Origin of the sequence: Micromonospora sp. NPDC049060 (assembly GCF_040649055.1) — a bacterium.
Classification (GTDB): Bacteria; Actinomycetota; Actinomycetes; order Mycobacteriales; family Micromonosporaceae; genus Micromonospora; species Micromonospora reichwaldensis.
The window spans coordinates 1-12,712 of sequence record NZ_JBEZEV010000068.1; the positions used below are offsets into that span (position 1 = coordinate 1).

Sequence of the window (12,712 nt, forward strand, 5' to 3'; positions counted from 1 at the left end):
CCCGGGTCCAGCTCGTCGAGGTCGCCAAGCAGTGCGACATCTGGGTCGACCCGGACGGCGACAACTTCTTCCACGGGCTGGTCGAGCGGCTGGGCACGCCCGGATGCCCAGCGCCGCCGGCTTGACCGCCTGCCACACGTCGACGTACGGGTGCCCGGTGACCAGCACGTGCGGGGAGGTCACCTTCGCGACGATCCGGCTCTCCTTGGAGCCGGCGACCAGGTGGTCGACGAGCACGCCGAGGCGCCGGCCGGGGCCCGGGGCGAAGTCGCGCACCTCGGCGTCGAGCGCGTCGATGCCGTCCAGCGGCTCCACCACCACGCCCTCGATGCGCAGGTCGTCGCCCCAGATCCGCTCGACCAGGGCGGCGTCGTGGATGCCCTCCACCCAGATCCGGCTGGCCCTGGCGACCTGGGCGCGTACGCCGTCCACGGCGATCGAGCCGGAGGCGGTGCGGCGGCGGGCGGCCGGCACCGGGGCGCGGGTCGGCCGGCGCAGCGTCACCGGCCGCCCGTCGAGCAGGAACGCCGCCGGCAGCAGCGGGAAGTTGCGCCGGCGGCCGTGCCGGTCCTCCAGCACCACCGCGCCGGCCTCGAAGCCGACCACCGCCCCGCAGAAGCCGGAGTCGGCGTCCTCGACCACGAGGTCCGGTTCGGCGTCCACCTCAGGCGTGACCTTCCGCCGCCGCCAGTCCCCCGCCAGCACATCGTCCGCGTACCGCCCCATGCCGATCAAGCTAACCGCCCGCCCCGCCCCCCGCACCCGACACGCCGCCGCCCCCGCCGCGGCGATCATGCAGTTGTGGTGGCCCGCGAAAGGGGCAGAGGTCGACGATCCACCCACCACAACTCCATGATCGACGGGACGGGGGGTGCATGATCAGCGGGGCGGCGGACAGTCGGAGCGGCAGTCGAGACAGGGGCGGCGGTGACCACGTACCCTTTCGGCATGTCCACCCCCGCAGCGGGCGCGGCCACTCTCACACCGCGCCGGTCCAGCCGGTTCGTGGCCTGGGTGCGCGCATGGCGCGCCGGGCTGGTGCCCTTCGACGAGGTCGCCGACGCCATCGCCGGCGACGAGGAGCACCTGGTCGCCGACGCGCCCGGCACCTGGACCGACGTACCCCTGCCCCAGGCGCTACCCACCCTCGCGAAGCTCTCGCCCGACGAGATCCGGCTCGTGCTGCCCGCGCCCGGCGACCCGCGCGGGCTGCCCGGGCCGGGCGACTTCGCCGGCGCGGCGCTGGTCGCCGGCGAGGCGGTCGTCGCCGGGGGCCTCGGGCTCATCCCGCACGTGCGCACGCACACGTCCGGCTCCGGCGACACCTTCGAGACGGTCCTCTGGCGGGTCTACCCGCTGCCGGCCGACGCCCCGGCCGCCTCCCTCGCGTTGCCCGGCGCGGCCGAGGCCGAGGCGGAGCTGGCGGTGGCCCTGGCCGACACGACCGCCGCGCTGACCCGGCTCGACGTCGCGCAGTGGCGACCCGAGCTGGCCGGGGCGCTGGAGGCGCTGCGCCGGCCCGACGGCGCCACCGACCTGCCGCCCGGGTTCGACCCGCGGGCCCGGCGGCTCTTCGCCCGGGCCGCCGTGCTCGACCGGGTGCTCGCGCTGGCCGGGCACGCGGCGCCGGGCGGCGCGATCAACAACTACGAGGCCCAGCAGCGCGACGCCGCGCTGCGCCCGCTGACGACCGCCTGCCGGCAGGCGCTGGTGGCCGCCTGCAACGCCCCGCTGCGCCCCTGATCGCGAGCGCGGGTCACACCGCCCCCGGGTCGCAGCGCTCCCGGTCCGGCCGACGCGTGCCGCGACCGGTCAGGCGAGCAGCGGCCACGCCCCCGCGCCGACGGCCACGCCGAGGGCCACCCCGACGACCACCTGCGGCAGGGTGTGCGCGCGCAACTCCAGCCGGGACCAGCCGAGCGCGGCCACCACGGCGAGGCCGACCGCCGCCCACGGCCCCCACAGTGCGATCAGGGACAGCGCGGTCGCCGCGGCGACGGCGGAGTGGATGGACACCTGCCACCACACCGTCACCACCATCGCGGGCACCAGGGTGGCCGCGGTCAGCAGGAACAGCGCGGCGACGGGCCGGGCGCCCATCGCCGCCAGGAGAGCGGCGCCGGCGACGACGCACGCGAGGGACACGGCGAGGGGCAGGTGACGCTGCCGTCGGACCTGGGTGATGTGGTGGTCGGTGAGGCCGCCGCGGCGTACGGCCGTGAGGATCCACGCCATCGGCAGTACGCCACCGAACAGCAGGGCCGTGGCACCGGCCAGCAGTCCGCGCGGCAGGGTCGTCGCGGTCTCTGCGGCGACCACGACGCCGGTGACGGCCAGCAGGATGGGCGGCGAGAGCACCTCGGACAGTGCCCGGGCGACGAGGCGTGCCCTCGTGGGGCGAGGCCCGGCGGTCCGGGGTGCGGTGGGCGTCGCGGTCACCGTGCGGCCACCGTCTCCGCGCTGCGGGCCCGCGGGGACGCCGGGGTGTGGCGGGCGGTACGCAGTGACGGCGACGTGGATCCGATGGTCATGGGGATCAGGGCGTCGGGTGCCCGGAGGCCGGGGTGGCGGCGGTGGGGCGGCGCGCCGGAATGCAGCAGACCGTGGGGCAGGTGTCCCACATGGGCAGCTCGCCGAGGCGGCGGCGCAGGCCGGTCCCGTCCGGGTCGGTACGCTCGCGGACCAGCTCGCGGACCATTGCCACGAACCGGGGGTCGGTGCCGGGGGTGGCGGCCCGGGCGAAGTCCAGCCCGAGCTGCCTGGCCGTCTCCCGCGCCTCGGTGTCCAGGTCCCACACCACCTCCAGGTGGTCGGAGACGAACCCGATCGGGCTGACCACCACGCCGGTGGTGCCGGCCTCGGCCAGCGTACGCAGGTGGTCGTTGACGTCCGGCTCCAGCCACGGCACCTGCGGGGGGCCGGAGCGGCTCTGCCAGACCAGGTCCCAGGGCAGGTCCGGGGCGGCCGCGGCGTGGACCAGCCGGGCGACCTCGGCGAGCTGCGCCTCGTACCGGCCGCCGTGCGGGCCGGCGTTCGCGGCCATCGAGTTCGGGACCGAGTGCGCGGTGAACACCAGCCGGGTGCCGTCGCGCTTCGCCGGGTCGAGGCGGCGGAGCGCCGCCCGTACCGCGTCGGCGTGCGGCTCGACGAAGCCGGGGTGGTCCCAGAACTGGCGGAGCTTGTCGATCAGCGGGGCGTCGGGCCCGACCGCCGCACGGGCGGCGGCGATGTCCTCCTGGTACTGCCGGCAGGAGGAGTAGCCGCCGAAGGCGCTGGTCACGAACGCCAGGGCGTGGGTGACGCCGTCGTCGCGCATCTGCGCCACGGTGTCGGCGAGCATCGGGTCCCAGTTCCGGTTGCCCCAGTAGACCGGCAGGTCGACGCCGTTGGCGGCGAAGTCCTCCCGGACCGCCGCGAGCAGCTCCCGGCACTGTTCGTTGATCGGCGACACGCCACCGAAGTGCTGGTAGTGCTCGGCGACCTCTGCCAGCCGCTCCGGCGGCACGCCCCGCCCCCGGGTCACGTTCTGCAGGAACGGCATCACGTCCTCGGGCCGTTCCGGTCCGCCGAAGGACACCAGGACCACCGCGTCGTACGCCATGGCTCCCATTCTTCCCGGTGGCCGTCCCCGCCGGGCGCGCCCCCTGGTCCGGGGTGTGAGGAAGGGCCCCCTGCTATGCGGATTGCGATTGCAGGGGGCCCTTCCTCACACGTCAGGCGCCGATGGCGTGGTAGCCGCCGTCGACGTGCACGATCTCGCCGGTGGTGGCCGGGAACCAGTCGGACAGCAGCGCCAGACAGGCCCGCGCCGCCGGCTCCTGGTCGGTGAGGCTCCAACCCAGCGGCGCGCGCTCGGCCCAGGCCTCCTCGAACTGATCGAAGCCGGGGATCGACTTGGCGGCGATGGTGCGCAGTGGCCCGGCGGCGACCAGGTTGCTGCGGATGCCCTGCTTGCCCAGGTGCAGCGCCAGGTAGCGGGAGGCGGACTCCAGCCCGGCCTTGGCCACGCCCATCCAGTCGTAGACGGGCCACGCCTTCGTGGCGTCGAAGGTCAGGCCGACCACCGCGCCGCCGGCGGACATCAGCGGCAGCGCCGCCATCGCGAGGGACTTGTAGGAGTACGTGGAGACGTGCAGCGCGGTCGCCACGTCCTCCCAGGGGGCGTCGAGGAAGCCGCCGCCGAGGCAGCTCTGCGGGGCGAAGCCGATCGAGTGCACGACCCCGTCCAGGCCGTCGACGTGCTCGCGCACGCGGTCGCCGAGCCCGGCGAGATGGTCGGCGTCGGTGACGTCCAGCTCGATCACCGGGGCGGGCTCGGGCAGTCGCCTGGCGATCCGCTCCACGAGGGAGAGCCGGCCGTAGCCGGTGAGCACGACCTGCGCCCCGTTCTCCTGGGCGAGCTTCGCCACCGAGAAGGCGATCGAGGCGTCGGTGATGACGCCGGTGATCAGCAGCCGCTTACCGGCGAGCAGTCCGGACATGCAGGGATTCCTCCGTAGTTCTCAGTGACCGCTTGTCAGTGGCCCATGCCGAGGCCGCCGTCGACCGGGATGACGGCGCCGGAGACGTAGCCGGCGGCGTCGCCGGCCAGCCAGGTGACCACGCCCGCGATCTCGTCCGGCTGGGCGAACCGGTTGGCGGGGATGGCCTTGCGGTACTCGGTCCTGCGGTCCTCGGGCAGGCCGGCGGTCATGTCGGTCTCCACGTAGCCGGGCGCGACGACGTTCGCCGTGATGTTGCGGCTGCCCAGCTCGCGGGTGATCGAGCGGGCCACGCCCACCAGGCCGGCCTTGCTCGCCGCGTAGTTGACCTGGCCTGGGCCGCCGTAGAGGCCGACCACCGAGGAGATGAAGATCATCCGGCCCCACTTGGCGCGCAGCATCTTGCCCGAGGCGCGCTTGGCGCACCGGAACGCGCCCGTCAGGTTGGTGTCCAGCACGCGGGTGAACTGCTCCTCCGACATGCGCAGCAGCAGCGTGTCGTCGGTGATCCCGGCGTTGGCGACGAGCACCTCCACCGGCCCCAGTTCGGCCTCGATGGCGGTGAACGCCGCGTCGACCGACGCGGAGTCGGTCACGTCGCAGCGGACCCCGAACAGCCCCTCGGGTGGCTCGCCGCTGCGGTGGGTCACCGCCACCCGGTCGCCCTGCTTCGCGAAGGCCTGCGCGATGGCCAGGCCGATCCCCCGGTTGCCGCCGGTCACCAGGACGGTACGGGCCACGGTTCCCCCTGTAGTTCAGTGATCTCCCGGTCGGTCGGAGCCTAGGCGTTACCGGCAGGTAAGCGCTAACGGCGTGCACGTCCGGGCCGGCGCGGCGTCGCCCGGCACCGGCCCCTGCCCCGCCCCGCCGGCGACGCGGCGGGCCCCCTCGGTCGAGGTCCGTCCGGCCGCTCGGCCGAGTGCGGCGACGGCGACCGGCGGGTGTACGATGATCCGCGTTTGCGGGCCGTGCGGTCCGCTTCCGGGCCCCGCCGACCGCAGGAGGTGATCGCTGTGCGAGATAGCGATCCTCCCAGTCGTGGCCGGGCCGAACGTCAGCCCCGCTGAGCCACGACTCAGCAGGTGAGCTGACCCAGCTCCGCTCCCCGCCCCGCCCGGTCACCGGCCCCGCGCCGGTCGGCCGCGCCGCGCCGGGAGCCGCCCGGTCACGACTTCGTGTGCGCGTCCCGACCCACCCCTCTGCGGTCCGCCCCCGCACGCGCGGACCGTCCAGTCGCCGCCCGGAGCCGTCCATGAGCCGCTACGTCGCCCCGCTGGGCTTCACCCTCGCCGCCGTCTGGGTGGCCGTCGTCTTCGTCCTCGCCGGCGGCGCCGCGCACTGACACCGGCGACGGGCACCGACCGCCGGGACGCGGCGGCCGCCGGACCCACGTGTCAGAGCATCCGCGAGGACCACAGCAGGTTGAGGGCCCCCGCGCAGAGTGCCAGCAGCAGGGCCACGCCCGCGTACCACTGGGTGACCTCGCGGGGTTCCGTGCGGAACCCGATCGAGCTGCCCATGTCCTGGTAGACCTGCTTCAGCTCGCTCACCGACGCCGCCTCGTAGAAGTAGCCCTCGGTGGCCTCGGCCAGGTCGGCCAGGGCCAGCCGGTCCACCGGCACCCGTTGCAGCTGGCCGCCGATGTCCACCTGCCCGGAGTCGGTGCCGAAGGCGATGGTGGAGACCGGCACGTTCGCCGCCTGCGCGGCGGCGGCCGCCTCCTCCACCGACCGGCCCGAGGTGCGGTACCCGTCGGAGAGCAGCACGATGCGGGCCGGCGGGATCCCCGCCGCGCCGTCGGCCGGCACCGACCGGATCGCCTCCAGGCAGGTGAAGACCGCCTCGCCCGTCGCCGTCGCCTCGGCCAGCACCAGCCCGTCGATCGCGCTGGTCACCGCGTCCCGGTCCTTGCCCGGTGGCACCAGCACGTTCGCCGACTTGGCGAACGAGACCAGCCCAAGGTTGTAGCTCTCCGGCAGCTCGCCGACGAACTGCTTGGCCGCCTCCTGGGCCGCCTCCAGCCGGTTCGGCGCCACGTCGTCGGCCTGCATGGACAGCGACACGTCGATGGCGAGCATCACGGTGGCCCGCTCCAGCGGCTCCCGGGTGTCGACCGACGGCCGGGCCAGCGCGGTCGCCAGCACCAGCAGGCAGAGCAGGAACGCCGTCGCCGGCACGTGCCGCCGCCAGCCCAGCCCCTTCGGCGCCAGGGTGCGCAGCAGGTCCACGTTGGTGAACCGCATCGCGTACGCCCGGCGGTGCAGCTGCCGCCAGACGTAGAGCGCGGCGAGGGCGAGCACCGGCAGCACGGCCAGCAGCCACCACGGTTGCAGAAAGCGGATCATCGTGTCGTCCCCCTGGTGCGCGCGTGCCGCTGCGCGGCGACGAAACGCACCATGTCGAGCAGCCAGTCTCGGTCCGTACGCAGTCGCAGGTGGGCCGCGCCGGCGCCGCGCAGCGCCGCGGAGATCTCCGCCCGCTGGGCGGCCGCCGCCTCGGCGTAGCGGTGGCGCAGCCGCGGGTCGGCGGTCTGCACCTCGTGCAGCTCGCCGGTCTCCGGGTCGACCACCGGCAGCACCCCGACGTCGGGCAGCTCCAGCTCCCGGGGATCGACCACCTCGATCGCCACCACGTCGTGCCGGACGCGCAGCTTACGCAGCGGCCGGGACCACCGCTGCGGCGGGGCGAGGAAGTCGGAGATGACCACCGCCACGCCCCGGCGCCGGGGCGGCCGGTTGAGCATGTCGACAAGCGTGCCCAGGTCGCTGCGCCCGGGGCGGATCTCGGTGCCGGCGATGGCCCGCAGCAGGGCGTGGGCCTCCTTGCGGCCGGAGCGCGCGGGCAGCCGGGTGTAGACGTCCGGGCCGGCGACCGGCGGCGCGGCGCGCCACCGGCGGGCCGGCGCGCTCGTGCCGCCGCCGCTGCCGATCACCGCGCCGATCCGGTTGCCGCCCCGGACGGTCAGGTGGGCCAGCGCCGCCGCGGCGGCCACCACGACGTCGCGCTTGAGCCACCGGCCGGTGCCGAAGTCCAGGCTCGCCGAGAGGTCCACCGCCAGCCACGTCTCCAGCTCCCGGTCGGCCACCGTACGCCGGACGTGCGGCATCGTCGTGCGGGCGGTGACCGGCCAGTCCATCCGGCGTACGTCGTCGCCGGGGCGGTACTCCCGGGACTCCCCCGCCTCGCTGCCCGGCCCGGGCAGCAGGCCGGCGTAGTCGCCCTGGAGCAGGCCGTCGAGCTTGCGGGTGACCATCAGTTGCAGCCGCGACAGGACGGCCTCGGTGCGGTCGGAGGGGACGTCGGCAGGCCGACGGGCGGGTGAGGTCACGGGCGCTGCCCGGGCCAACCGGCGCCGGGCGGCGCGGAGGTCGGCATGGGTGCCGGTGTGGCCTGCTGCCGGGGCGCGACCGAGGGCAGCGGAATGGTGGACATCACCCGGTGCACCACGTGGTCGGCGGGCACGTCGTCGGCGAGCGCGTCGTAGCTGAGCACGAGCCGGTGGCGCAGGATGTCCGGTGCGATGTCCTGCACGTCCTGCGGCAGGGCGTAGTCGCGGCCGCGCAGCAGCGCCAGCGCGCGGGTGGCCCGGACCAGGCCGAGCGAGGCGCGCGGGCTGGCGCCGTACTGGATGAGCTGGGCGACGTCCGGCATCCCGTGCTCCGCCGGGGCGCGGGTGGCCAGCACCAGCCGGACCGCGTAGTCGACCAGGGCGTTGTGCACGAAGACCTGGTCCGCCTTGCGTTGCAGGGCGATCAGGTCGGGGGTGGTGAAGACCGGCGCCGGCTGCGGCGGGGCGACCCCCATCCGGTAGACGATCTCCCGCTCCTCGGCGTCGGTCGGGTAGCCGACGACGATCTTCATGAGGAAGCGGTCCCGCTGGGCCTCGGGCAGCGGGTAGACCCCCTCCTGCTCGATCGGGTTCTGCGTCGCCATCACCAGGAACGGGTCGGGCACCCGGTGGCTCTCGCCGCCGATGGAGACCTGCCGCTCGCTCATCACCTCCAGCAAGGCCGACTGCACCTTGGCCGGCGCCCGGTTGATCTCGTCGGCGAGCAGGAAGTTGACGAACACCGGGCCCAGCTCGACGTCGAACTTCTCGCTCGACTGGCGGTAGATGCGGGTGCCCATGATGTCGGCGGGCACCAGGTCGGGGGTGAACTGCACCCGGGCGAAGGAGCCGCCGACCACCCTCGCGAGGGTCTCCACCGCGAGGGTCTTCGCCACCCCCGGCACGCCCTCCAGCAGGCAGTGGCCCCGCGCGAGCAGCGCGACGAACATCCGCTCCACCATCCGGTCCTGCCCGACGATCACCCGTTTGATCTCGAACAGCGCCCGCTCGAGCAGGGTCGCGTCCTCGGCCGGCGTGGTCACCGGCTCGGGTGTCTCCGGGCCCGTCCCGTTCGGCGTCGGGGCGTCGGGCGTGGTCGGCTGGGCCACCGGTCCTCCACAGCATGATCGGTTGTCGCGCGGCGTGGTGCGTATCAAGACTCGCATGCCCGGCTGAGTGCCGAGGTGGGGAGAAGCCGATTCTCGCCGCCGCGTCCCCGATGCCGGGTCGCGGGCCCGCCACGCCGTCGGGCGGTACGAAATCGCCGCTCACGGGTGGACAGGGATGGGCCCCGCGCGTGTACCATTCACCCGTCGCCGGGCGGCTCCCCCCGTGGCCGCCCGGCGCTCAAACTTCCGGTGCCGCCACCGCCCCTAGACTGGCCGGGATGAGCAGCCCCCTTCCCGCCGACGAGCCGCTGGTCTGCTCGTCCCGCGGCTGTCGTGCCCCCGCCCACTGGGCGCTGAGGTGGAACAATCCCCGGCTGCACGACACCGACCGACGCAAGACCTGGCTCGCGTGCACCGCGCACCGCGCCACCCTCGGCGACTTCCTCGACGCCCGTGGCTTCCTCCGGGAGGTCGTACCGGCGCCCGGATCGCCTACGCTCGAAGGGTGAGCGCGCACAACGGATGTCCCCGGTGAGCAGTGACGGGTCCGCCGGCCCGCCGCCGGCGCCACCCCTACCGCCGGCGGGCCCCCTGGAGCCGTGGCCGGACACCGTCCGCTGGCAGCCGATCTCGTCCGACCTGATCTGGGTGGAGCTGATCCGCCTGGCGCTGGTGCTGATCGTCCTCGCCCTCGGGCTGGGCGTCGGCTGGGCGTTCAGCGGCAGTGGCTTCCTCGGCGCGGCACTCGGCTTGGTACTGCTGTTCGGCGTCCTGCGGGGCGTGACGATCGTCCGCGCCGTACGGGCCTGGGGCTACGCGGAGCGGGAGGACGACCTGCTGGTCCGGCACGGGCTGCTGGTGCGGCGGCTCTCCATCGTGCCGTACTCGCGGATGCAGTTCGTCGACGTCAGCGCGGGGCCGCTGGAGCGCGCGTTCGAGCTCGCCACCGTGCAGTTGCACACGGCCGCCGCGGCGAGCGACGCCCGGGTGCCCGGGCTGCGCCCGGCGGAGGCGTCCCGGCTGCGCGACCGGCTCACCGCGCTGGGCGAGGACCGGGCGGAGGGCCTGTGAGCGACCCGGCCGCCCGGGGCACGGACCACGCCGGACCGTCCCCGGCGGAGCCGGGCGTCCCGCCGGAGCCGCCCGGACCCGATGTGCCGCCGGAGGCGGCATGGCGCGACGCCGGGTCCAGTTCCGCGCCCCCGGCGATCGGGCCCGTGCCGCCGGGGCCGGTCTGGTCCGCCGGGGCGCCCGAGGGCGCCGAGCCACGGCAGCGGCTGCACCCGCTCAGTCCCGCCCTGCACGGCGCCAAGTCCCTGGTCGTGGTGATCGCCGGCCTGTCGTGGTCGACGCTGTCGCGGGTCGGCTTCGGCTGGTTCGCGCTGATGGCGGTGGTGCTGGCCCTGGGCGCCACCGTGCTGGCCGTGGTGAGCTGGTACTACACCGGCTACCACGTGGTGGGCCGCGAGCTGCGGGTGCACGAGGGCCTCCTCTGGCGGCGCACCCGGGCGATCCCGCTGGAGCGGCTCCAGGCCGTCGAGGTGGTCCGCCCGCTGCTCGCCCAGCTCACCGGCCTGGCCGAGCTGCGGCTGGAGGTGGTGGGCGGGGGCAAGACGGAGGCGCCGCTGGCCTACCTGAGCGTCGCCGAGGCGAGCGCGCTGCGCCAGCGGCTGCTCGCCCTCGCCGGACGGATCGCGGTCGAGCCGGGCGCGCCGCCGGCGGGAGTGGCCGCGGGACCGGCGGGGACGCCGGCACCACCGCCCGGCCGGCCGCTGCACGCCGTGGCCAACAACGACCTGCTGGTCAGCCAGCTGCTGACCCCGCAGGCGTTCATGATCCCGTTCGGCGTCGCGTTCGTGGTGGCGCAGTTCCTCTCCGAGGACTCCTGGTCGTTCGTCGCGGTGGCGAGCACCCTCACCGCCATGGCCGGCGTGCTGCTGCAACCGGTGCGGCGGGTGCTCGACGACTGGAACTTCCGGCTCGCCCGGGACGAGGGCACGCTGCGGATCCGCAACGGCCTGCTGGAGACCCGCGCGCAGACCGTGCCGCTGGACCGGGTGCAGGCCGTCGGGGTGACCTGGCCGCTGCTGTGGCGGGTCAAGGGCTGGCTGCGGCTGCGCCTGGAGGTGGCCGGCTACTCCGCCGGCGAGGCCGACGAGCGCAACCGGCCGGACCGGCTGCTCCCCGTCGGTGACCTGGCGACCGGCGAGGCGATCGTGACCGAGGTGCTGCCCGGGGTGCGGCTGGCCGCGCTGCCGTTGAGCCCGCCGCCGACGCGGGCCCGCTGGCTCAACCCGCTGAGCCGGGGCGTGCTCGGCGCCGGGCTCGACGACCGGGTCTTCGCCGTCCGCTCCGGCCTGCTCACCCGGCAGTTGGCGCTCGTGCCGTACGCCCGGATCCAGAGCGTGCGGGTCGTGCAGGGGCCGGCGCAGCGGCGGCTGCGGCTGGCGACGGTGCACGCCGATACCGCCGGCGGCGCCGGCGCGGCCGCCCGCGACCGGGACCTCGCCGAGGCGTGGGCCCTGGCGGCGGAGCTGACGGCCCGCTCGCGCGCGGCCCGCCGGGCGGGCTGACCCCGCCCGGGGCGGTCAGTGGGCCGCCGTCACCGGCGGCGGCTCGGCGGCGGCCGGCGGATCGGCCGGCGCGGCATCGGACTCCGTCGCCGGGGCCCGGCGGGCCTTGCGGGCCGCCCACCAGCGCTCGGCCAGGCCGACCGCGAGGAAGGTCATCCCGACGTACGCCCAGCCGACCAGCACGTCGATGACGTAGTGCTCGCCCGAGTAGACCAGGGTGAACGTCATCGCCAGCGGGTACGCCAGCAGCAGCGGCCACCAGCGGCGGCGGGTCTGCCGCAGGAAGAACAGCACCACGAAGAGCGCGAACGCGGTGTGCAGCGACGGCATCGCGGCCACCGGGTTGGAGGCGATCTGCCCGGCGTTGAGCAGGTTGCCGGCGCCGTGCATGCCGAACGCCTTCCAGCCGCGCGTGGAGATCCGGGCGACCTCCTCCAGCAGCCCGTTCTGCGCCGCCCACCAGGGCGGGGCGGCGGGGTAGAGGAAGTAGGTGACCAGGCCGGTGGCGCACAGGAAGCCCCAGCGGCGCATGAAGGCCGCCCACCGCCCCCGGTCCCGCAGCCAGAGCACCGCCGCGGCGGCCAGCGCCACCACGAAGTGCGAGAAGTAGACCCAGCTGACGGCGACGTCCCACCAGTGCACCTCGGGCCGGTAGAGGTGCTCCTGGAGCCAGGTCGTCGGCACCTGCCCGCCCGTCGCCCAGCCGAACATCACCCGGTCGGCGACGATCAGCTCGTACGCGTGCGGGGTGGCGCCGTTGTCGGCGAAGCCCCGGGACAGGTTGTAGACGGCCAGCAGCAGCACCACCGGCACCCAGTCCCGCGCGAAGCGCAGGTGGCTGCGCCACGGCCGGCTGCTGTTCCAGGCGATCGTCCCCGCCCAGATCCACAGGAACGCGTACGCCGGGTCGGTCGGCAGGCCGATGCCGAGCCAACCGGCGACGAAGGCGACCCCCCAGAGTGTCATCGCGACCACGCGACGACGCCCGCCGTCGGGTGCGGCGGGGGGCTCGGTCCGGGCGGGGGGCTGGGGGTCGGTCGCGACAGACATCGCGGTCAAGGTTAGCGGCGCGGGCGGCATCGACCCACGCCGACCACCCGGCCGCGCCGTCCTCTCGGGCCCGGCGGAACCGGCGGCCGGGTACGCCGGTTCCGCGTCGCCCAGGGGCGGTGTGCGCCGGTGGGGGCGACCGACGCGCACGCCCCGCCGCCCGCCGCCGCC

General features: G+C 75.3%; 13 protein-coding genes. 4 read left to right on the forward strand and 9 right to left on the reverse strand.

The annotated features are described in order from the left end of the window. The coding region (locus AB0B83_RS21960; protein WP_357579730.1) for a DUF3097 family protein at positions 1-726 on the reverse strand (726 nt) is incomplete at its 3' end. A gap of 222 nt (positions 727-948) precedes the next feature. Between AB0B83_RS21960 and AB0B83_RS21965 the strand changes: the two genes are divergently transcribed. Beyond that, the gene (locus AB0B83_RS21965) at positions 949-1,743 is read left to right on the forward strand and encodes a hypothetical protein (RefSeq protein ID WP_132238744.1); all 795 of its coding nucleotides are present in this window, start codon (positions 949-951) and stop codon (positions 1,741-1,743) included. 69 nt (positions 1,744-1,812) lie between these two features. On the opposite strand, the gene AB0B83_RS21970 is transcribed toward AB0B83_RS21965, so the two are convergent. From AB0B83_RS21970 to AB0B83_RS22000, 7 genes are all read right to left on the reverse strand, one after another. Then, on the reverse strand, positions 1,813-2,439 hold the full coding sequence (locus AB0B83_RS21970) for a hypothetical protein (RefSeq protein ID WP_357579731.1): 627 nt from the start codon (positions 2,437-2,439) through the stop codon (positions 1,813-1,815). 97 nt (positions 2,440-2,536) lie between these two features. Beyond that, positions 2,537-3,601 (reverse strand): ferrochelatase, encoded by a 1,065-nt coding sequence (locus AB0B83_RS21975; protein ID WP_357579732.1) that lies wholly within the window; start codon positions 3,599-3,601, stop codon positions 2,537-2,539. Between the two features lie 112 nt (positions 3,602-3,713). Next, positions 3,714-4,481 (reverse strand): enoyl-ACP reductase FabI, encoded by a 768-nt coding sequence (gene fabI / locus AB0B83_RS21980; protein WP_357579733.1) that lies wholly within the window; start codon positions 4,479-4,481, stop codon positions 3,714-3,716. 35 nt (positions 4,482-4,516) lie between these two features. After that, on the reverse strand, positions 4,517-5,221 hold the full coding sequence (gene fabG, locus AB0B83_RS21985; RefSeq protein WP_151457585.1) for a 3-oxoacyl-ACP reductase FabG: 705 nt from the start codon (positions 5,219-5,221) through the stop codon (positions 4,517-4,519). A 654-nt stretch (positions 5,222-5,875) separates the two neighbouring features. Beyond that, positions 5,876-6,826, reverse strand: a complete 951-nt coding sequence (locus AB0B83_RS21990; RefSeq protein ID WP_132238736.1) for a VWA domain-containing protein — start codon at positions 6,824-6,826, stop codon at positions 5,876-5,878. Further along, positions 6,823-7,827, reverse strand: a complete 1,005-nt coding sequence (locus AB0B83_RS21995) for a DUF58 domain-containing protein (protein ID WP_357579734.1) — start codon at positions 7,825-7,827, stop codon at positions 6,823-6,825. Before AB0B83_RS21995 ends, AB0B83_RS21990 begins: the two co-directional genes overlap by 4 nt. Further along, on the reverse strand, positions 7,806-8,918 hold the full coding sequence (locus AB0B83_RS22000; RefSeq protein ID WP_132238733.1) for a MoxR family ATPase: 1,113 nt from the start codon (positions 8,916-8,918) through the stop codon (positions 7,806-7,808). The genes AB0B83_RS21995 and AB0B83_RS22000 overlap by 22 nt, the downstream gene beginning before the upstream one ends. Positions 8,919-9,196: 278 nt before the next feature. Between AB0B83_RS22000 and AB0B83_RS22005 the strand changes: the two genes are divergently transcribed. The 3 genes from AB0B83_RS22005 to AB0B83_RS22015 all read left to right on the forward strand — a co-directional run bounded on the left by AB0B83_RS22005 (position 9,197) and on the right by AB0B83_RS22015 (position 11,491). Next, complete coding sequence (locus AB0B83_RS22005) at positions 9,197-9,427, forward strand: hypothetical protein (protein ID WP_357579735.1); 231 nt, start codon at positions 9,197-9,199, stop codon at positions 9,425-9,427. A gap of 22 nt (positions 9,428-9,449) precedes the next feature. Further along, positions 9,450-9,989: a PH domain-containing protein gene (locus AB0B83_RS22010; protein WP_357579736.1), complete on the forward strand. Its 540-nt coding sequence runs from the start codon at positions 9,450-9,452 to the stop codon at positions 9,987-9,989. A 137-nt stretch (positions 9,990-10,126) separates the two neighbouring features. Further along, positions 10,127-11,491, forward strand: a complete 1,365-nt coding sequence (locus tag AB0B83_RS22015) for a PH domain-containing protein (protein ID WP_357579751.1) — start codon at positions 10,127-10,129, stop codon at positions 11,489-11,491. A 15-nt stretch (positions 11,492-11,506) separates the two neighbouring features. On the opposite strand, the gene AB0B83_RS22020 is transcribed toward AB0B83_RS22015, so the two are convergent. Next, the gene (locus tag AB0B83_RS22020; RefSeq protein WP_357579737.1) at positions 11,507-12,541 is read right to left on the reverse strand and encodes a phosphatase PAP2 family protein; all 1,035 of its coding nucleotides are present in this window, start codon (positions 12,539-12,541) and stop codon (positions 11,507-11,509) included. Positions 12,542-12,712: the final 171 nt, after the last annotated feature.